Consider the following 20,479-nt stretch of genomic DNA (forward strand, 5'->3'; position numbering starts at 1 on the left):
CAGAGAGACTGCGCACACTGCGCCACCCCATGCAAAACGGAACATTGCTCGCCGCTGTGGATCTTGGATCCAACAGCTTTCGCCTTGAAATTGGCCGCTTCGAGCACGGCCACATCCACAAAGTCGAATACCTCAAGGAGACCGTTCGCCAAGGCAACGGGCTGGACGACAACCGCAACCTGACACAAGACGCGCTGGAGCGCGGCTGGGCTTGCCTGGCACGGTTTGGTGAACGGCTGGCAGGATTTCCTCGCGAACATGTGCGAGCCGTCGCCACCCAGACTCTGCGCGAAGCCCGTAATCGAGACGATTTTCTGACCCGCGGCAGTGAGGTGCTGGGATACCCGATTGACGTGGTGTCTGGCATTGAAGAAGCCCGACTCATCTACCAAGGGGTGGCCCGGCTGCTGCCGCAATCCGATGAACGCCGGCTGGTGGTGGACATTGGGGGGCGCTCTACCGAACTGATTTTGGGCCAGCAGTTCTCCCCCAAGTCCGTGGCTTCGTTCAGGGTGGGCAGCGTGGCATGGTCGTCCCGCTATTTTGCGGATGGCGCCTTCACCCCTCAGGCCTTTCTGGCCGCTGAAATCGCCGCCAAAGCCGTGCTGGACGAGGCTCTGGCCGTGTTTCGCCGAGACGCGTGGGATGTGGCGTATGGATCATCGGGTACCGCCGGTGCCGTGGGCGATGTGCTGGCAGCCATGGGTGGCCCCAAGGGCATCATCACTCGCTCAGGCTTGGAGGCATTGCGCGACAAGCTGCTGCGCGCCCAAAGCGCAGACCGTGTTCGCATGGAAGGACTCAAGGAAGACCGGCGCGCCGTGATTGGCGGCGGGATCAGCATCCTGCGGGCGGTGTTCGATCTTCTGGATATTGACGAGATGCAGGTGGCCCAGGGCGCCTTGCGACAAGGTGCCCTCTACGACCTGTTGGACCGCGAGCAGCCCGAGACCGACCTGCGCACCGACACCGTGAACGCCCTGATGCAGCGCTTTGCCGTGGACGTACCCCACGCCGAACGTGTTGCCGAAACAGCCTGCAAGCTCTTCTTGCAAGCGGCGCAGCCCGACAGTGAACGGGCCGCACGCAAACTGGAATGGGCCGCCAAGTTGCACGAGGTGGGCTGCCGCATTTCGCACAGCGACTACCACCGGCACGGCGCCTACATCCTCGACAACACAGACGCTGCAGGCTTTGCGCTGCCCGAGTTGCATCGACTGAGCGTGCTCGTCTTGGGGCAACGTGGAAAAGTGCGCAAGCTGGAGGCGGATTTGTCCGACCCCATCTTTGCGCTGCAGCTGCTGTGCCTGCGATTGGCCGTAGCGCTGTGCCACGCACGGCGCGCCCCCGATATCTCCGGCATACGGTTGCACGCACAGCCTGGCGTATTCACGCTCTCAGCCCCACCGCCTTGGTCAAAGGCCTATCCCCAATCGGCCCACTTGCTGCAGGAAGAAGTCACCGCTTGGCAAAAAACGCCTTGGGATTTGCACATCGTGGGTGATTGATACACCTCCTTAAACGGTATAAACTGTTTATACCGTTTAAGGAGAGCTACATGAACACCGCCCAAGAAACAACGCCTGTCGCCACTGCTGCTGAAAAAGAACCGACAAAAGCCACCAAAGCAGTCGCCACTCCCGCAAAAAAAGCACCAGCATCGCCTACCAAGGCTAAAGCCGAAAAAGCCAAGGTAGCTGCGGCCCCCAAAGCCAAAGCAGTCCCGAGCAAGGCGAGCCTCATCAAAGAAGCCAAGGCCAAAAAGCCCAAGCTGGTGCGCGACAGTTTCACCATCCCCAAGGACGAATACCTGGTGATTGAAAACCTGAAGCAACGGGCACTGGGTCTCTCGCACCCTGTCAAAAAGAGCGAGCTGCTGCGCGCTGGACTGAAGCTGCTCGCAGGTCTTTCTGATGCCACGCTGCGCACCGCCTTGCAGGCTGTGCCCTCCATCAAAACCGGGCGCCCAACCAAAGAAGCGCAGACACCACAACCCAAACCAGTGGCTGCCCCTAAGGCAAAGCCAGCCGCCAAGGCTCGCACCAAGTAAGCCCACCGGCTGAGCCCAGCATCACAGGTATTCGGGGGACTGAACGGTCATTAAGACCGTTTGGCTCTGCTCCAGGCGTTGCCGCTGGCGCAGCCACCACACAGCCCCTTTGCGTACAGCACACTCAGGCGACTGCAGCCCGAGCAATTGGGCAATCACCTGCCCCAGTACGGGCTGGTGCCCCACAATCAAGATGGTGCCCCGGGCGTTGGGCCATTGCACCAAGTCGAGCAAATCCTGCACGGTGCCGCCTGGTGACAGTTCAGCACGCATTTTGAATTTGCGGCCCAACGCTGCTGCGGTCTGCTCTGTTCGGCGCGCCGGGCTGGCAATCACACGCAACCCTTCAGGCAATTGGCGGTCCAGCCAGGCGGCCATTCTGGCCGCCTGCTTTTCACCGCGCGGTGTCAAAGAGCGCGCCAAGTCATCCACACCTGCTGCCGCCTCTTCGGCCTCGGCATGTCGCCAGAGAATCAAATCCATTTCATCCCCCGTCACGCAGACCGAAGCCCCGCCGCACCATAGCGCACCATCAAGGCGTTCTGCGCGCCATGTCCTGTCGATGGGCGACTTGCACGCTGGTACGCCCCATTGGCGTCCAAAGTCCATGCATCGCGGTCGTCATGCAAATAGGCCACCAGGCACTCATCCACAATTTGCTGGCGCAGTTTCGGGTCCATCACTGGCCAAGCCAGCTCAATGCGCCGCATCATGTTGCGATTCATCCAGTCGGCACTCGACAGATACAAGTCTTCTTGGCCATTGCTGCGAAAGTAAAACACCCGCGTGTGCTCCAAGAACCGGCCAATCACCGAGCGCACCCGGATGTTGTCGGTGACGCCTGGTACCTGAGCTGCCAACATGCACGCGCCACGCACAATGAGATCAATGCGCGCACCGCACTGCCCGGCCAAGATCAGCGCCCGGATCAAAGCCTCGTCGGTCAATGCGTTCATCTTGAGCACGATGCGTGCATCTTCTCCTCGGCTGGCAGCTTGCCCCACCTGTTCAATCTTTTCCTGCATGCGGCGCTGCAGATGAAACGGGGCCAAGATCAGCTGGCGCAGCTTAGGTGGGCGATTCTGGCTGGCAAGGTGGCTGAAAACGCCATCCATGTCTGCAGTGGTTTCCTCGTTCGCCGTCAGGTAGCTGAGGTCTGTGTACAAGCGTGCTGTGCGCACGTTGTAGTTGCCCGTGGAGAGGTGCCCGTAGCGGCGCAAACGCCCACCTTCCCGGCGGGTCACCAGCAGCATCTTTGCGTGTGTCTTGAGGCCGACCACACCATACACCACCTGTGCTCCCACAGACTCCAGAGCTTCTGCCCAGTTGATGTTGGCTTCTTCATCAAAGCGGGCTTTCAGCTCCACAACCGCCATGACCTCTTTGCCACGGCGCACCGCTTCCGTCAGCAACTCCATCAACTCTGAATCAGCCCCCGTGCGGTAGATCGTTTGCTTGATCACCAGCACTTGAGGGTCGTTGACGGCCTCGCGCAAAAAGGCCAGAACGCCATCGAAGCTCTCAAATGGCTGGTGTATCACCACGTCCCGCTGGCGCACCTGCTCCAGGATAGAGACCCCCTGCTGCAACTGCCGTGGCCAGGACGAGCGCCAAGGCGGAAACAGCAAAGCGGGGTCATTGACGAGATCCACCAATTGCGTCAGCCGCACCAGATTGACGGGCCCCGGAACCCGGTACACCGCCGCAGGCGGTAGCGCAAACTGAGCCCTCAAAAACTCAGACAAAAACGAAGAACAACCGGCAGATACCTCCAAGCGAACCGCTTGGCCATAGTGACGCTGCTGAAGCCCTTGGCGCAAAGCCGTGCGCAGATTACGCACGTCCTCCTCGTCCAGCGCCATGTCCGAATGCCGGGTGACCCGGAACTGCGAGAACTCAGTGACTTCGCGGCCTGGGAACAAGTCGTGCAGATGGGCGCGGATGATGCTCGAAAGACTCACAAACCACGTGCCTTGCGGGGCCACCTTGCTGGGCATGCGCACCAAGCGTGGCAAGGCCCGAGGTACTTTCACAATGGCGACTTCGTTCTCACGACCAAAGGCATCTGGTCCGCGCAAGCGCACAATGAAATTCAAAGACTTGTTGGCCACTTGCGGAAACGGATGGGCCGGATCCAGCCCCACCGGTATGAGCAAAGGCCGCACTTCTTTCACAAAGTAGTCTTGTACCCAGCGCCGCTGCGCGGCATTGCGCTCCCCGTGAGAGACGATGCGAATTCCATGCGACTCAAACGCGGGGACCAAGGACTCGTTGTACAACGCATACTGACGCACCACCAGGTTATGGACGATTGCGGACAAGGACTCCAGCGACGCAGCACTGTAGAGGCCTTTGGCGTCCCCGTTCTTAGCGGCAGTGATGTGTGGCGCGGCCCGTACTTCAAAAAACTCATCCAGATTGGATGACACGATGCACAGGTAACGCAGCCGCTCAAGCAAGGGCACATCCGTGCGTGCGGCCCAATCAAACACCCGCTCGTTGAATGCCAGAATGCTCTGATCACGGTCCAGCATCACAACAGGAGACATGGGGCTTTTGCGTCGGAAAGCTCCAGAATCGTCAGGACTGCCCGACTCTTCAGCACCCTCAACAACAGCATCGGTCAGCGGTTTGTCTAAAGGCAAGGGCAGCATGAGAGGCGCAATCAAAGTCACAATCAGACGCGCAGTATTTGCTATTCAGATGACAGTGATGTGACAGTTTTTTGCATCACCTTATGCGGTGTCACAAAACGATTGACCGGCACAAGATGGCCGAGAAACTGATCTGCAGCCGAGCCCCAGGTGAATGCCAGGGCACGCTGACGCGCCTCATGCCGAGGGATACGCAAAGCCTGCTGACAGGCTGACAACAGGTCTTCGTCCAGCACACCGCCCTGGGCTGCAGCACCGTCATGCGCACCCAGCACCTCCACAGGCCCATCGACAGGAAATGCCGCAACCGGAGTGCCACAAGCCATGGCTTCCAGCATCACCAAGCCAAAAGTTTCAGAGCGGCTGGGAAAAACAAACACATCGGCCGCTGCATAGACCTGCGCCAGCGTGGGCCTGTCCAAAATGCCCAACCAGCGAACGTGGGGAAACCGCGCCTTCAGCCCCGCTTCCAACGGTCCAACCCCGCAGACCACCTTGGTCCCAGGCATCTGCATTTGCAGGAAGGCCTCAATATTTTTCTCGTAGGAAACACGGCCGACATACAAACTGACAGGGTGTGCCAATGCCCCTGTCACATGACAAGGCTTTGTGACGGCTTCAAATTGAAATGCCTGAGTGTCTACCCCATGGGTCCACCTGCGCAAGTTGCGAAAGCCACGTTGGGCCAACATATTCATCACGTCCCGCGTCGGCACCATCACCCCTGAAGAGGGTCGGTGAAAATGGCGAAAAAGGGCATACCCCCAAGCCAGTGGAATACGCAGCGCCGCTTGCAGAATCTCTGGAAAACGCGTGTGAAAGGCGGTGGTGAACGCCAAGCGGTGCCGCAAACAATATTTGCGAGCAGCCCAGCCCAGAGGGCCTTCCGTGGCCAGGTGAATCGCGTCGGGCTGGTAATCGTTCAACAAGCCAGTCAACACTTTGAATGGCCGTACCGCCAAATCAATGCCTGCATAGCCAGGACAGGGGCGGGTGCGAAACAGCCCTGGATGGATGACCATCACCTGGTGTCCACGCGACTCCAGTTGCTGCACCAGCTCCACCAGCGTTGTCACAACGCCATTAACCTGAGGCTGCCATGCATCGGTGACGAGGGCAATTTTCATGCGGCCACCTGCTGTCCCACGGGCTCCGACACGCGGGGCAATGCATTTCCATGCCAATGCACGAGTTCCAAGCGCCCGTCGCGGTGCTCAACCAAAGCCGTGCAACTCTCCACCCAATCACCATCATTGCAATACAAGATACCGTCGATCTCACGCATCTCTGCCCGATGGATATGGCCACACACCACGCCCTGGTGCCCCCGGCGACGGGCTTCAGCCGCCACGGCGTTCTCAAAATCAGTCACGTAGTTCAATGCCTTTTTGACTTTGCCTTTGAGGTAGGCTGAAAGCGACCAATAGGGCAGCCCCATGCGTGCGCGCAAGCGATTGAGGTGCCGGTTGAGTTTGAGGGTCAACTCATACAGGTTGTCCCCCAGGTAGGCCAACCATTTGGCGCATTGGATGACGCCATCGAAGTAGTCCCCATGGACCACCCAAAGCCTTCGCCCATCGGCTGTGGTGTGTACCGCTTCAGTCTGCACGTGGATTCCCCCAAAGGAGTGCCCTTCAAACGCTCTTGCAAACTCGTCGTGGTTGCCCGGAACAAAGACGATGCGACAACCTTTGCGGGCACTTCTCAATAATTTCTGCACCACGTCGTTGTGCAACTGGGGCCAAAACCAGCGGCGGCGGAGTTGCCAACCATCCACAATATCCCCCACCAGATACAACGAGTCGCTGGAGTGGTGACGCAGAAAATCCAGCAATGCAGCAGCCTGAAAGCCTGGAGTTCCCAAATGCAAATCGGAGATAAAAATGGCTCGGTACCTGGGGTGAGACTCTGCCTCCGGGCTGTCTGCATCCGCGGCTTGCGCTTCGGGTGGCAGAAAAGGCCGGTTCATACCACCCCATGCACCGGAAGCATCCAGCGCGGCCCGCATCAAGCCCCCAGAAAGTGCTTGCGATAGCGGGGATGCAAATCTGCCAAACGCATCAACATGGGCAGATCTGCGGTGTTGAAATCGGGATCCCATGCGGGTGCGCCCAATACACGGGCCCCCAGGCGCAGATAGCCTTTGATCAAGGCTGGTGGCTCGGCCAATACCGAGTTGTCGAGCTGTTCTACAGGCAGAGGAAGGCGGGGACGTACGTGGTATTCAATGGGCGCAAGGTGGGTTTGGCGAAGCTGCTCCCAGATACTGGCAGCCACGTCGCCACTGACCACACCGTTGTGCAGCATGGGGATGCTGGCGCAACCGATCATGGTGTCGAGTTGGTTGCGAACCATGAAATCGGCCAACGCGCCCCACAACGCCATGATCACACCGCCAGTGCGATGTGCCGGGTGCACGCAACTGCGCCCCAACTCCACCATCCTTGACCGCAGCCCACGCAAACGTGTGAGATCAAACTCCGTGTCGCTGTAGGTGCCCCCAACCCGCTGGGCCTGGGCGGGTGTCAGGACCCGGTAGGTTCCGATGACTGCCTGGCTCGCCTCATCAAGCACCAAGAGATGCTCGCAATAGTCATCGAACAGATCAATGTCGTGACCCGGCACTGGAGTCGATAGGCGTGCACCCATTTCAAGGCCAAAGACCTCGAACCGCAGTCTTTGTGCCTGCCTGACTTCGTCCAGATGGCGCGCCCAGCGGACCTGAATTCCCGCCTGGACTGGCTTGCCAGCGCCCCAGACTGCCCCAGGCGCAGACGAGCGCTCGGTGGCGCTATGTACAGTCTCTACAACGGGGGATAAACCGCCATGGGTGGGCTCTTGCATGAATAGGCTCCTTCGTTCAACCCAAGAATCTGGAGCCAGGCAAATACCTCAACCCGGTCCATTTTTCGGAAGTTTGAAAGAACCCCATGACACTGGCGTTGCAGTGCCAAGGCGAATTCATGACACAGGGCCATCAGTCCATGGCCGATTGACATCTACATCAAAAGTGGATGGCCGCAGGAACCACCCGTCAACCCATCAACCGGCCCGCGCTGCGTCAGCCAATTTTTGAGCACAGCGATTGGCCTGCTCCTCGTCTCGCGACTCCACCATCACACGCAGCAGGGGCTCGGTCCCGCTGGCGCGGATCAGTACCCGGCCTGTTTCGCCCAGCTCGGCCTCAACTTGCCCAATCGTGTCGGACAGCAGGGCATTGCCCTTCCAGTCTTGCCCAGGTGTGAGACGCACGTTCAACAACACCTGCGGAAACAACACCAGGTCCTTGAGCAAATGCGGCAAGCTGGAGCCGCTGCGCACACAGGCTTGGAGCACTTGCAGGGCGCTCACCAGACCGTCTCCCGTGGTGTGCTTGTCCAATGCCAACAAATGGCCAGAGCCTTCGCCACCCAATGTCCAGCGGTGCTTGGCCAATTCTTCCAGTACGTAGCGGTCACCCACTTTGGCGCGCTCCAGGCGAACGCCACGCTGTTTGAGCGCCACCTCCACCGCCATGTTGGTCATCAATGTGCCCACAACGCCCGGCACATGTTCATCACGCCCCATGCGGTCGGCAGCCATTAAATACAGCAACTCATCGCCGTTATAGAGGCGCCCTGCCGCATCCACCATCTGCAAGCGATCCGCATCGCCATCCAGCGCTACACCGTAGTCAGCGCGATTGGCACGCACAGAGCGCACCAGAGCTTCGGGGTGTGTGGCGCCCACCTCATGGTTGATGTTCAGGCCATCCGGTGCGCAGCCAATGGACAGCACTTCTGCGCCCAGTTCATGGAATACCTTGGGAGCCACTTGGTAGGCTGCGCCATGCGCTGCATCCACCACGATCTTGAGCCCACGCAAGGTCAGGTCTTGAGGGAAAGTGCTTTTACAGAACTCAATGTAGCGCCCTGCCGCATCGTCCAACCGACGTGCTTTACCCAGGCTGGAAGAATCGGCCCAGACGGGTGTCTCGTCCAGCGCGGCCTCAACCGCCTGCTCCCAGGCATCTGGCAATTTCGTGCCTTGGGCGCTGAAAAACTTGATGCCATTGTCTGGATAGGCGTTGTGGCTTGCACTGATCACCACCCCCAAGCTGGCACGCTGAGCCCGCGTCAGGTATGCCACCCCAGGCGTGGGCAGCGGCCCGAGCAGCACCACATCGACCCCAGCGGAGTTGAACCCTGACTCCAAGGCACTCTCCAGCATGTACCCAGAAATGCGCGTGTCTTTACCAATCAACACGGTGGGGCGGTCTTCTGTGCGACGCAAGACGCGTCCCACGGCATGGGCCAAGCGCAACACAAAATCTGGAGTGATGGGGTACTGCCCCACCGTGCCTCGAATGCCATCTGTGCCGAAATACTTGCGGGTCATGTCTCTCAATCTCCAATCGTTAACGAAGGCGTATCCAACGCCTTATGGTGTTGCCCGCCCATCGCGCAGATCGGGCTGCAGACCTTGGCCCGCAGCCCGCCACACGGCCAAGGCCGCCACCGTCTCTCGCACGTCGTGTACGCGAACGATGCGAGCCCCCCGCTCCACCCCCAGCAAGGCGGCAGCCACGCTAGGGACCATGCGGGCATCCACGTCCAAACCTGTCACAGCCCCTAGTGAGGATTTTCGAGACCATCCCACCAGCAAGGGGTAGCCATCGGCCAGCAGCTCGGACTGGTGAGACAACAAGGCAAAGTTCTGCTCTACCGTTTTGCCAAAACCCACGCCCGGATCCAGCACGATACGCTCGCGCTGCACTCCGGACGCTCGCAAATTGGCTGCTGATTCTTGCAAAAATTTTCTCACTTGCGGCACGATCTCTCCTGGCATGGGAGACACCTGCATGGTTTGCGGATCACGGTGCATGTGCATGAGGCATACACCGCAAGAGGGGTGGGCAGCCACTACGGCCAGCGCCCCCGGCTGGCGCAGTGCCCAGATGTCGTTGATGACGTCTGCGCCCAAGTCAAGAACGACCCGCATGACTTGGGGCTTGTAGGTATCCACAGAAACAGGAACCCCCAAAGACACCGCCTCCCGAACCACGGGAAGTACGCGGGCCAGCTCCTCCTCAAGCCCGACAGCGGGGCTGCCTGGGCGGGTAGATTCGCCCCCAATGTCCAGGATATCCGCCCCCTCACGGATCAAGCGCTCGCAATGGCGCAAAGCACTGGCCGTATCAAAGTGCTGGCCGCCGTCTGAGAAGGAGTCAGGCGTGGCATTGACGATGCCCATGACGAGGGGCCTGTCCAGCGCAAGAGAGAACCTTGAAGTTTGCCAATCCATGTGATCCAGGGAGCTTGTGGTTTGCCTGCGAAAAACGCGAGGAGTGCAAAAAAGAAACGGGGCATGCGCCCCGTTCTTTCATTCAAAAGCCTGCAGGTCAGGCCGCTGTGGGTGCAGTATCTGCCGCCACAGCGGGTGTACCACCGCTGGAGCCATCGCCACCAGAAGACGGTGTGCGGGGAGTCCAGTCCTTGGGAGGGCGGGGCTCCTTGCCAGCCATGATGTCGTCCAGTTGCTCGCTATCGATGGTTTCCCAATCCAGCAAAGCCTTCGCCATTGCATGCATTTTGTCGCTGTGCTCTTCGATCAAGCGGCGGGCTAGGTTGTATTGCTCATCGATGATACGGCGGACCTCGCCGTCCACCTTCTCCATCGTTTGCTCGCTCATGCTGGTCGTCTTGGTCACCGAACGCCCCAAGAAGACTTCGCCTTCATTCTCGGCATACACCATGGGGCCCAGAGCCTCCGTCATGCCATAACGGGTCACCATGTCACGCGCAATGTGTGTGGCTCGCTCAAAGTCGTTGCTGGCACCAGTGGTCATCTGGTTCATGAACACCTCTTCCGCAATACGGCCACCAAACAGCATGCTGATCTGGTTGAGCATGTACTCGCGGTCGTAGCTATAGCGGTCTTGCGCAGGCAGGCTCATGGTTACACCCAAGGCGCGGCCACGGGGGATGATGGTGACCTTGTGCACAGGATCGCATTTAGGCAGCAGCTTGCCAATGAGTGCATGGCCTGCTTCGTGGTACGCCGTATTGCGCCGCTCTTCTTCGGGCATGACCATACTCTTGCGCTCGGGGCCCATCAGGATCTTGTCCTTGGCCTTCTCGAAGTCCTGCATCTCCACCGTGCGCGCATTGCGGCGGGCAGCCATCAACGCAGCTTCATTACACAGGTTGGCCAGGTCCGCGCCGCTCATGCCAGGTGTGCCGCGGGCGATGATGCTAGGCGCAACATCCTGTCCCACCGGAATTTTGCGCATATGCACATTGAGGATCTGCTCACGGCCACGGATATCCGGCAATGTCACATACACCTGACGGTCAAAGCGACCGGGGCGCAGCAGGGCGGCGTCCAGAATGTCTGGGCGGTTGGTGGCAGCCACCACGATCACACCAAGGTTGGTTTCAAAACCGTCCATCTCCACCAACATCTGGTTAAGGGTCTGTTCGCGCTCGTCGTTACCACCGCCCAGGCCTGCACCGCGCTGGCGGCCCACCGCGTCAATTTCGTCAATGAAGATGATGCAAGGCGCATTCTTCTTGGCGTTCTCAAACATGTCGCGCACGCGGGCAGCACCCACGCCCACAAACATTTCCACGAAGTCAGAACCAGAGATGCTGAAAAACGGGACCTTGGCCTCGCCAGCAATGGACTTGGCCAACAATGTCTTGCCAGTGCCTGGAGGGCCAACCAGCAGCAGACCACGGGGAATGCGCCCACCCAGCTTCTGGAATTTTTGCGGGTCTTTGAGGAAGTCCACCACTTCCTTGACTTCTTCTTTGGCCTCATCACAGCCAGCCACATCGGCAAAAGTCACCTGATTGGTGTTTTCGTCCAGCATGCGGGCTTTGCTCTTGCCAAAGCTGAAGGCACCGCCCTTGCCACCACCTTGCATCTGGCGCATGAAATAAATCCACACACCAATGAGCAGCAGCATGGGGCCCCAGCTGACCAGCAAGGTCATGAGCAAGGAGCCTTCTTCACGCGGCTTCACATCAAACTTGACCTTGTGCTCGATCAGGTCGCCCACCAAGCCACGGTCCAGCACCGATGCGTTCGTACGGATCTTCCGATCATCGTTGGTGGTGGCGATGATTTCACCGCCACTCAACCCTTCAGGAATCACAGCGCTCTTGATGCGGTTGTTGCGAACCTCATCCAGGAACTCGGAGTACCCGACGGTCGTAGCACCACCGCTGCCGCGGGTGTCAAACTGTTTGAACACCGTGAACAACACCATGGCAATGACCAGCCACACGGCAAATTTCGAAAACCACTGATTGTTCAAGCGGAACTCCAGTTACAAGGGAGAAAAATGGCTAAATGCCCATTGAGGCTATAGCTTTGGGTGATTTTAGGTCTTTCAAGCCACAGAGCCAGTCTTATTCCCCCTAGTGCCCATGGACTCCACGCGGGATGGAGGGGGCGTTACAGGCCAAAATTGATTTTCATCAAGAAAAATCAATCCCGAGGACAGTGTAGGAGCCCCGCACACTTGAAGCGAACGCCTACAGAACCGCCATCCGATTACGGCTTGGCCTTCAACCCCATGCCAACCAAAAAAGTTTCCGACGACTTGTCACGCGAGGCTTTGGGTTTGAGGGGCTTAACGACTTTGAAGGTCTGTTTGAACAAATTCACCAAGTCGCTGTAGCCACTGCCGTGAAACAGCTTGACCACCAAAGCGCCATCAGGCTTCAAATGGGCACAGGCGAACTCCACCGCCAGCTCCACCAGGTGCGCAATACGGGCAGCGTCGGCAGACTCGATGCCGGAGAGGTTGGGCGCCATGTCTGACACCACCACGTCCACCACCCGACCGTCCAGTGCCTGTTCCAGTTGCGCCAAGACCTCAGGCTCGCGAAAATCGCCATTCAAGAAGGTCACGCCCTCAATGGGCTCCATGGGCAAGATGTCCAGCGAGATGATGCTGCCATTGAGCTGCCCTGCAGCCGCCCCCGACGGAGACAGACGACGGCGCACATACTGGCTCCAGGCTCCGGGGGTGGAGCCCAGATCGACCACCGTGTAGCCAGGCTTGATCAACCCCAACTGCTCATCAATTTCCTTGAGCTTGTAGGCGGCGCGGGCGCGGTAACCCTCTTTATGGGCCAACTTGACGTAGGTGTCGTTGACATGGTCGTTAAGCCATGCCTTGTTGACCTTCTTGCTTTGGGTTTTTACTTTCATTGTGTTTTTCTTCCTGCCTCGATAATACGGCCATGCCCCAAATTCAATTGACTCCCGCAGAGCGCCGGGAACACCGCGCCAATGCCCACCATCTGGACCCTGTGGTCCTCGTCGGTGGAGACGGCATGACCCCTGCGGTCAAAAAAGAAATCGACGCGGCGCTCAACGCCCACGGACTGATCAAGGTCCGCGTGTTCGGTGATGACCGGGTCGCTCGCGAACTCATTTACCAAGAAGTGGCGGCAGAGCTCAATGCCGCCCCGATCCAGCACATCGGCAAACTGCTGGTGCTGTGGCGCCCGATGCCTGCCAAAGAGCGTGCGATCGACGAAGACCGCATGCCTGGCCCTCGCGATGTGAAGGTGCTCAAGTTCAGCAAACGCGGCGGCCAGCGCCCTGAAATCAAGCAGCTGCGCGTGCTGGGCAACCAGCGCTTGACGTCCGGCGGCCAGATCAAGCGCGCCAAGCCCAAGCAAAAGTCCATCAAAAAGCGCCAGGCCGACTGATCCCGATGCCAGGACACGGAGACACCGCCGGGCGCGAACGCCACATCATCTGCATGAAATGGGGCAAGAAATACGGCCCCGAGTACGTCAATCGGCTCTACGCCATGGTGCGGCGCCACCTCACTGGAGACTTCCGGTTTGTCTGCTTGACCGACGATAACACCGGTATCCGAAGCGAGGTGCAGTGCCTGCCGATTCCCCCTCTGGATTTGCCGCCCGGCATCCCCGAGCGGGGCTGGACCAAGCTGGTGACGTTCAGCGCGGACCTGCACGGGCTCAAGGGCACGGCACTGTTCCTGGATGTGGACGTGGTGGTCACCGGCAGCCTGGATGACTTCTTCACCCAACCGGGCGAATTCCTGATCATTCACGATTACAAGCGGCCTTGGCGCGTCACGGGCAACTCGTCGGTGTACCGCTTTGAACTGGGCGCCCACCCCGATGTACTGGAGTACTTTCGCGGCCACTTTGCCGAGATTCGGCAACAGTTTCGCAACGAGCAGGCGTATCTTTCGGATTTCCTGCACAAGCAAGGCAAGTTGCAATACTGGCCTGCCAGCTGGTGCCCCAGCTTCAAATACCATGGCATCCCAGCCTGGCCCACCAACTACTGGAAAGCCCCATTTGTGCCGCCCGATGCACGCGTGGTGATTTTTCATGGCGAGTGCAACCCCCCCGACGCACTAGCAGGCAGACGCAATCGGCGCTTTCGCTACATACGCCCCGCCACGTGGGTGGCAGAGCACTGGAAAGAATAGTCCAGTACCCCACCACGGCCATAAAAAAACCCGCATCCAGCGGGTTTTTTTATGGCCGTGGACTGCGCAACACCGCTGTCAATCGGAGCAGCCAAAACAACGCAAACGTACTCAGGCGCCCTGCGCAGGCCCGTCCACACCATCGGCTTCTGACGGCACCAAGGCCTGAGACTTCGGCAGCATGTGCAGCAAAACCACCAAGGCACACACCCACTGAAGCGCAAACATCACCGACCCCACGCTGTGCCACAGGCGCAAGTCCTGCCGCGCCACAATGCGTGGCGCCACACCGTACTGGGACAGCAGCGCCAGCAACATGCCGCCCACTATAAAAATCATAGCTGCTCGCGCCCATGGGTATTGCGCTACAGACCATTTTGGCCTGGACACCAAAAGCAACAGCAAGGTACAGCCGACAGACACCCAGGTCTGTGCGGCAAACAACTGGGCAGCCATGCCCCCTGCCATGGCAGGCGATGGAAGGTGGGCGAACAGCAAAGGCACCACCAACAAGCCAACGGTGGATAGGCTGCCCCACCACAAGGCAGCAGCCAGCAGGGGAATACGCCCGGGCATGGTGGTCAATCCCTGGTCACAAGTAGCTGACAGCCACCACCTCGTAGCGACGGATACCGCCTGGGGCTTGCACTTCAGCGGTGTCGCCCTCTTCCTTGCCAATCAACGCACGGGCGATAGGGCTGGAGATGTTGATCAGCCCCTTCTTCAGATCGGCCTCGTCTTCCCCCACGATTTGGTACTTCACCAAATCGCCAGACTCTTCGTCTTCCAGTTCCACCGTGGCGCCAAACACCACTTTGCCGCCACCGTCGACGGCGCTAGGGTCAATCACCTGGGCCACGGAGAGCTTGCCTTCAATCTCCTGAATGCGTCCTTCGATAAAACCCTGGCGGTCTTTCGCGGCGTCGTAGTCAGCGTTTTCGCTCAGGTCGCCCTGGGCACGGGCTTCCGCAATCGCAGTGATCACGGAGGGGCGCTCCACGGTCTTGAGTCGATGCAGCTCTTCCTTGAGTATTTCAGCGCCGCGCTTGGTAATTGGAATGGTGGCCATTCGTGTCACTCTCCATAAATCAGGACAACTGCAGCGCCACAGGGCTGCAGCCATTGGGTCGGTATGAGGTCGGTCGGTGCTGCTGCGCAGACACCACGTATTCACGACCCTACAAAAGGAAACCGCCGCACGTTGCCGCGCGGCGGTGTCTGGTCAGGGGCCGATTATGCCGCTTTTGCGATGGCTCGGGCCACCCTCAAACAACGCGATCGGAGCGCCTCAAGCTGCCAATTGGGCGTGGAGTTCCTGCACCGAATACACATCGAGCTTGTCGAGGTATTTCATGCCTTCCACAGCCGCCTCGGCACCGAAGATGGTGGTGAAGGTGGTCACGCGGGCCAGCAGCGAGCTGGTGCGGATCGCACGCGAATCGGCGATCGCATTGCGGCGCTCTTCCACGGTGTTGATGACCATGACGATCTCGTTGTTCTTGATCGCATCCACGATGTGCGGGCGACCTTCGGTCACCTTGTTCACCACGCCCACAGGCACGCCAGCTTCGGCAATCGCAGCGGCAGTGCCCTTGGTCGCCACCAACTCAAAGCCCAACGCCACCAGTTGGCGGGCGATGTCCACAGCGCGCGGCTTGTCGGCATTTTTCACTGTGAGGAACACTTTGCCCGAGGTGGGCAGCTTGGTGCCCGCGCCGAGCTGGCTCTTCACGAAGGCTTCGCCGAAGGTCTTGCCCACGCCCATGACTTCGCCGGTGGACTTCATCTCGGGGCCGAGGATGGTGTCCACGCCGGGGAACTTCACGAAGGGGAACACGGCCTCCTTCACGCTGAAGTACGGCGGTGTCACTTCCTTGGTGATGCCTTGCGAGGCCAGGGTCTGGCCCGCCATGCAGCGTGCCGCCACCTTGGCCAGCTGGATGCCGGTGGCCTTGCTCACGAAAGGCACCGTGCGCGAGGCGCGCGGGTTCACTTCGAGCACATAGATCACGTCCTTGCCGTCGACTTCCTGGATCGCGAACTGCACGTTCATCAGGCCCACCACGCTCAGGCCTTCGGCCATGGCAGCGGTCTGGCGCTTGATCTCGTCAATGGTCGGCTGCGACAGGTAGTACGGGGGCAGCGAGCAGGCAGAGTCGCCGCTGTGCACGCCAGCCTGCTCGATGTGCTCCATCACGCCGCCGATGAAGGTGACGCCTGCGGAGTCACGCACGCAGTCCACATCGCACTCGATGGCGTTGGACAGGAAGCGGTCCAGCAGCACGGGCGAGTCGTTGCTCACCTTGACGGCTTCGCGCATGTAGCGCTCCAGGTCACGCTGCTCGTGCACGATTTCCATCGCACGGCCGCCCAGCACGTAGCTGGGGCGCACCACCAGGGGGTAGCCCAGGGCAGCGGCCTTTTCCAGGGCCTCGGGCTCAGTACGGGCCGTGGCATTGGGCGGCTGGCGCAGACCCAGGTCACCCAGCAGCTTCTGGAAGCGCTCGCGGTCTTCGGCCGCATCGATCATGTCGGGCGTGGTGCCGATGATCGGCACGCCTTCGGCCTCGAGGCCCAGGGCGAGCTTCAGGGGCGTCTGGCCGCCGTACTGCACGATCACGCCGACCGGCTTTTCCTTGTCCACGATCTCCAGCACATCTTCGAGCGTCACGGGCTCGAAGTACAGGCGGTCGGAGGTGTCGTAGTCGGTGGAGACGGTCTCGGGGTTGCAGTTGACCATGATGGTCTCGTAGCCGTCTTCGCGCATCGCCAGTGCGGCATGCACGCAGCAGTAGTCGAACTCGATGCCCTGGCCGATGCGGTTGGGACCGCCGCCCAGCACCATGATCTTCTTGTTGTTCGTAGGCTCCGACTCGCACTCGGCGACACCACCGTGGGGTGCGACTTCGTAGGTGGAGTACAGGTACGCGGTGTTGGTGGCGAACTCGGCCGCACAGGTGTCCACACGCTTGTACACGGGGCGCACCTTGAGCGCACGGCGTGCTTCGCGCACTGCCTTCTCGGTGGTCTTGAGCAGCTTGGCCAAACGGCGGTCCGAGAAACCTTTTTGCTTGAGCGTGAGCAGCGTGCCCGCATCCAGCGCCGCCAGGGCACCGTCACCCTTTTCGGCCACCAGCTTGTCGATGTCGAGTTCGATCTTCACGATCTGCTCGATTTGCACCAGGAACCACTTGTCGATCTTGGTGAGGTCAAACACTTCATCGACCGACAGGCCCATGGCGAAGGCGTCACCTACGTACCAGATGCGCTCGGGGCCGGGCTCGCCCAGTTCCTTTTCGAGCACTTCGCGGTCCTGGGTCTTTTCGTTCATGCCGTCCACGCCCACTTCCAGGCCACGCAGGGCTTTCTGGAAGGATTCCTGGAAGGTGCGACCCATGGCCATGACTTCGCCCACGGACTTCATCTGCGTGGTCAGGCGGCTGTCGGCCGTGGGGAACTTCTCGAACGCGAAACGTGGGATCTTGGTGACCACGTAGTCGATCGAGGGCTCGAACGACGCGGGCGTAGCACCGCCCGTGATTTCGTTCTTGAGCTCATCGAGCGTATAGCCCACCGCCAGCTTGGCCGCGACCTTGGCGATCGGGAAGCCCGTGGCCTTGGAGGCCAGCGCCGAGGAGCGCGAGACGCGCGGGTTCATCTCGATCACGACCATGCGGCCGTCCTTGGGGTTGATCGAGAACTGCACGTTCGAGCCACCGGTGTCCACGCCAATTTCGCGCAGCACGGCCAGGGACGCATTGCGCAAGACCTGGTATTCCTTGTCCGTCAGCGTTTGCGCGGGGGCCACAGTGATCGAGTCGCCCGTGTGCACGCCCATGGGGTCCAGGTTCTCGATGGAGCAGATGATGATGCAGTTGTCCGCCTTGTCGCGGACCACTTCCATCTCGTACTCTTTCCAGCCGAGCAGCGACTCTTCGATCAACAGCTCGTTGGTGGGCGAAGCTTCCAGGCCACGCTTGCAGATGGTCTCGAACTCTTCGGGGTTGTAGGCAATGCCGCCCCCCGTGCCGCCCAGTGTGAAGCTGGGGCGGATCACCGTGGGGAAGCCCACGCTCTTTTGCACGGCCCAGGCTTCGTCCATGCTGTGGGCGATGCCCGAGCGCGCGGAGCCCAGACCGATCTTGGTCATGGCGTCCTTGAACTTCAGGCGGTCTTCGGCCTTGTCGATGGCCTCGGGCGTGGCGCCGATGAGCTCGACCTTGTACTTGTCGAGCACGCCGTTGTGCCACAGGTCCAGCGCGCAGTTCAGCGCGGTCTGGCCACCCATGGTGGGCAAGATGGCGTCGGGGCGCTCCTTGGCGATGATCTTCTCGACCGTCTGCCAGGTGATGGGCTCGATGTAGGTCACGTCGGCCGTGGCCGGGTCGGTCATGATCGTCGCGGGGTTGCTGTTGATCAGGATGACCTTGTAGCCCTCTTCGCGCAGGGCCTTGCAGGCCTGTACGCCGGAGTAGTCGAATTCACAGGCCTGGCCGATGATGATCGGGCCGGCGCCAATGATGAGGATGCTTTTTATGTCGGTACGTTTTGGCATGGTGCGTCGATCAGTCGATCGTAGGTTCGGCTGCCTGGGGGCTGGAGGATGGGGCGGCGGCAATCGCGTCGCGCCGCAGGGTCAGCTTGTCGAGAAGGGCCTGCACACGCTCTGGGGGCAGGTTCTTTTGCATCAACTGCAAAAGGCCATCGCCTTGAATCAGCGGGCGCAGCACTTCGGCTTCGGCCTCATAAAACGTCACATCCCAGTCCTGCATTGCCTCGGCAAACGTGGCGTCATCCCAGGTTTTGCCCTTGGCCACCAGGGTCACCAACGGCATGGCCTTGTTTTCAATGAACGCCTTTTTGTAAGGCTTTTGCTGCCAACGCTCGGTAAACCACTCTTTGTGGGGCGAAGGCAAGGTGAGCACACGCTTGTGGATCGCTTTTTCCAGCGAGGCTGCGGGGAAACTGAACAATTTCATGGGGCAAGACCTTCTCGAAACGAGCTTCTTACGCAGCTTTCGCTGCCTGCATGGCGCGGGTGAAGCGGTCAAACAGGTAGGCGATGTCGTGCGGACCGGGAGAAGCCTCAGGGTGGCCCTGGAAGCAGAACGCGGGCTTGTCAGTGCGCTCCAGACCTTGCAGCGTGCCATCGAACAGGCTGATGTGGGTGGGGCGCAACGTGGCGGGCAACGACTCCATGTCCACCGCGAAACCATGGTTCTGGCTGGTGATGCTCACGCGGCCAGTGTCCAGGTCTTTCACGGGGTGGTTGGCACCATGGTGGCTGTTGACCATTTTGAAGGTCTTGGCACCCGAGGCCAGGGCCATGATCTGGTGGCCCAGGCAGATACCGAACGTGGGCACACCACTGTCCATCAAGGTGCGCGCAGCGGCAATGGCGTAGTCGCAAGGGGCTGGGTCACCCGGGCCGTTGGACAGGAACACGCCATCGGGGTTGAGGGCCAGCACGTCGGCTGCGGGCGTCTTGGCGGGCACCACGGTGACCTTGCAACCGCGCTCGGCCAGCATGCGCAAGATGTTTTTCTTGACGCCAAAGTCGTAAGCCACCACATGGAACTGGGGGGCAGTGAGTTCGCCGTAGCCCGAGCCCAGCTTCCACTCGGTCTGGGTCCATTCGTAGCGGGTGGCCGTGGTCACCACCTGGGCCAGGTCCAGGCCCGCCATGTTGGGGGCGGCCTTGGCTTTGGCCACCGCCTCATCAATCAATGCCTGCGTCACCGACTGGCCTGCCGCCAGACCGACGATCGCGCCGTTTTGCGCGCCCTTGCTGCGCAGCAGGCGGGTGAGCTTGCGGGTATCGATGTTGGCAATGGCGACCGTGTTTTCACGGACCAGGTACTGCGAGAGCGTTTCGGACTCGCGGAAGTTGCTGGACAGCAAAGGCAAGTCTTTGATGATGAGACCTGCGGCGTGGATCTTGTCGGCTTCGACGTCCTCGGCATTGACACCGTAGTTGCCGATGTGCGGATACGTGAGCGTCACGATCTGCTGGCAGTAGCTGGGGTCTGTGAGGATTTCCTGGTAGCCGGTGATAGCGGTGTTGAAAACCACTTCGCCGACGGTGGTGCCGGTGGCACCAATCGAATTGCCGATAAAGACCGTGCCGTCTGCGAGCGCCAGGATGGCGGGCGGGAAGGTTCCCTGGATAGACAAAAGCACTGGGTTCTCCGGATGGTTACGGTCGCCCGGCGCCTGCAGGCCACTCGCAAGGCGAGTGCCAGTGGCTGCTCTCAGATGGGTTATTGCTTTGGGTGCGGTCGGGCGACGCTGTTGCGAGAAAAGCCCCTG

At 60.1% G+C, this 20,479-nt stretch carries 18 protein-coding genes; 4 read left to right on the forward strand and 14 right to left on the reverse strand.

Annotated features, from left to right (window positions below; all coding sequences use genetic code 11):
* Positions 1 to 29: 29 nt before the first annotated feature.
* Together CLU86_RS11390 and CLU86_RS23045 are read left to right on the forward strand one after the other, a co-directional pair.
* The gene (locus CLU86_RS11390; RefSeq protein ID WP_099656181.1) at positions 30 to 1,508 is read left to right on the forward strand and encodes a Ppx/GppA phosphatase family protein; all 1,479 of its coding nucleotides are present in this window, start codon (positions 30 to 32) and stop codon (positions 1,506 to 1,508) included.
* A complete protein-coding gene (locus CLU86_RS23045; RefSeq protein ID WP_233194963.1) occupies positions 1,505 to 2,050 on the forward strand; it encodes a hypothetical protein in 546 nt (181 codons plus the stop codon). Before CLU86_RS11390 ends, CLU86_RS23045 begins: the two co-directional genes overlap by 4 nt.
* Before the next feature lie 21 nt (positions 2,051 to 2,071).
* On the opposite strand, the gene sixA is transcribed toward CLU86_RS23045, so the two are convergent.
* The 9 genes from sixA to CLU86_RS11440 all read right to left on the reverse strand — a co-directional run bounded on the left by sixA (position 2,072) and on the right by CLU86_RS11440 (position 12,906).
* Entirely contained in the window at positions 2,072 to 2,533 is a 462-nt protein-coding gene (gene sixA / locus CLU86_RS11400) for a phosphohistidine phosphatase SixA (RefSeq protein ID WP_099741680.1), read from the reverse strand.
* 11 nt (positions 2,534 to 2,544) lie between these two features.
* Positions 2,545 to 4,599, reverse strand: coding sequence for a polyphosphate kinase 1 (gene ppk1, locus CLU86_RS11405; protein WP_233194965.1), 2,055 nt, complete (start codon positions 4,597 to 4,599; stop codon positions 2,545 to 2,547).
* Positions 4,600 to 4,745: 146 nt separating this feature from the next.
* Positions 4,746 to 5,831 (reverse strand): glycosyltransferase family 1 protein, encoded by a 1,086-nt coding sequence (locus CLU86_RS11410; RefSeq protein WP_099741682.1) that lies wholly within the window; start codon positions 5,829 to 5,831, stop codon positions 4,746 to 4,748.
* Entirely contained in the window at positions 5,828 to 6,712 is an 885-nt protein-coding gene (locus CLU86_RS11415; RefSeq protein ID WP_099741683.1) for a UDP-2,3-diacylglucosamine diphosphatase, read from the reverse strand. The genes CLU86_RS11410 and CLU86_RS11415 overlap by 4 nt, the downstream gene beginning before the upstream one ends.
* On the reverse strand, positions 6,712 to 7,548 hold the full coding sequence (locus CLU86_RS11420) for a GNAT family N-acetyltransferase (RefSeq protein WP_099741684.1): 837 nt from the start codon (positions 7,546 to 7,548) through the stop codon (positions 6,712 to 6,714). The genes CLU86_RS11415 and CLU86_RS11420 overlap by 1 nt, the downstream gene beginning before the upstream one ends.
* Positions 7,549 to 7,746: 198 nt before the next feature.
* Positions 7,747 to 9,081, reverse strand: a complete 1,335-nt coding sequence (gene glmM, locus CLU86_RS11425) for a phosphoglucosamine mutase (RefSeq protein ID WP_099741685.1) — start codon at positions 9,079 to 9,081, stop codon at positions 7,747 to 7,749.
* Between the two features lie 42 nt (positions 9,082 to 9,123).
* Positions 9,124 to 9,987 (reverse strand): dihydropteroate synthase, encoded by an 864-nt coding sequence (gene folP, locus CLU86_RS11430; RefSeq protein WP_099741686.1) that lies wholly within the window; start codon positions 9,985 to 9,987, stop codon positions 9,124 to 9,126.
* A gap of 97 nt (positions 9,988 to 10,084) precedes the next feature.
* On the reverse strand, positions 10,085 to 12,004 hold the full coding sequence (gene ftsH, locus CLU86_RS11435) for an ATP-dependent zinc metalloprotease FtsH (RefSeq protein ID WP_099656188.1): 1,920 nt from the start codon (positions 12,002 to 12,004) through the stop codon (positions 10,085 to 10,087).
* A gap of 239 nt (positions 12,005 to 12,243) precedes the next feature.
* Positions 12,244 to 12,906 carry an RlmE family RNA methyltransferase gene (locus CLU86_RS11440; RefSeq protein WP_099656189.1) on the reverse strand — a complete coding sequence of 221 codons (663 nt, stop codon included), beginning with the start codon at positions 12,904 to 12,906 and terminating at the stop codon, positions 12,244 to 12,246.
* Positions 12,907 to 12,938: 32 nt separating this feature from the next.
* On the opposite strand from CLU86_RS11440, the gene CLU86_RS11445 reads away from it, so the two are divergent.
* The gene (locus CLU86_RS11445) at positions 12,939 to 13,412 is read left to right on the forward strand and encodes a YhbY family RNA-binding protein (RefSeq protein ID WP_099656190.1); all 474 of its coding nucleotides are present in this window, start codon (positions 12,939 to 12,941) and stop codon (positions 13,410 to 13,412) included.
* Positions 13,413 to 13,417: 5 nt separating this feature from the next.
* The gene (locus CLU86_RS11450) at positions 13,418 to 14,170 is read left to right on the forward strand and encodes a glycosyltransferase (RefSeq protein WP_099741687.1); all 753 of its coding nucleotides are present in this window, start codon (positions 13,418 to 13,420) and stop codon (positions 14,168 to 14,170) included.
* 111 nt (positions 14,171 to 14,281) lie between these two features.
* Here CLU86_RS11450 and CLU86_RS11455 read toward each other — a convergent pair whose 3' ends face one another.
* The 5 genes from CLU86_RS11455 to carA all read right to left on the reverse strand — a co-directional run bounded on the left by CLU86_RS11455 (position 14,282) and on the right by carA (position 20,350).
* Entirely contained in the window at positions 14,282 to 14,746 is a 465-nt protein-coding gene (locus CLU86_RS11455; protein WP_199175116.1) for a DUF4149 domain-containing protein, read from the reverse strand.
* 16 nt (positions 14,747 to 14,762) lie between these two features.
* Positions 14,763 to 15,239 (reverse strand): transcription elongation factor GreA, encoded by a 477-nt coding sequence (gene greA / locus CLU86_RS11460; RefSeq protein ID WP_099656192.1) that lies wholly within the window; start codon positions 15,237 to 15,239, stop codon positions 14,763 to 14,765.
* 219 nt (positions 15,240 to 15,458) lie between these two features.
* A complete protein-coding gene (gene carB, locus CLU86_RS11465) occupies positions 15,459 to 18,725 on the reverse strand; it encodes a carbamoyl-phosphate synthase large subunit (RefSeq protein ID WP_099741689.1) in 3,267 nt (1,088 codons plus the stop codon).
* 10 nt (positions 18,726 to 18,735) lie between these two features.
* Positions 18,736 to 19,149 carry a hypothetical protein gene (locus CLU86_RS11470; protein ID WP_099656194.1) on the reverse strand — a complete coding sequence of 138 codons (414 nt, stop codon included), beginning with the start codon at positions 19,147 to 19,149 and terminating at the stop codon, positions 18,736 to 18,738.
* A 28-nt stretch (positions 19,150 to 19,177) separates the two neighbouring features.
* Positions 19,178 to 20,350: a glutamine-hydrolyzing carbamoyl-phosphate synthase small subunit gene (gene carA, locus CLU86_RS11475; RefSeq protein WP_099656195.1), complete on the reverse strand. Its 1,173-nt coding sequence runs from the start codon at positions 20,348 to 20,350 to the stop codon at positions 19,178 to 19,180.
* Positions 20,351 to 20,479 lie beyond the last annotated feature (129 nt).

The organism is Acidovorax sp. 62 (genome assembly GCF_002754495.1).
Taxonomy (GTDB): domain Bacteria; phylum Pseudomonadota; class Gammaproteobacteria; order Burkholderiales; family Burkholderiaceae_C; genus Acidovorax.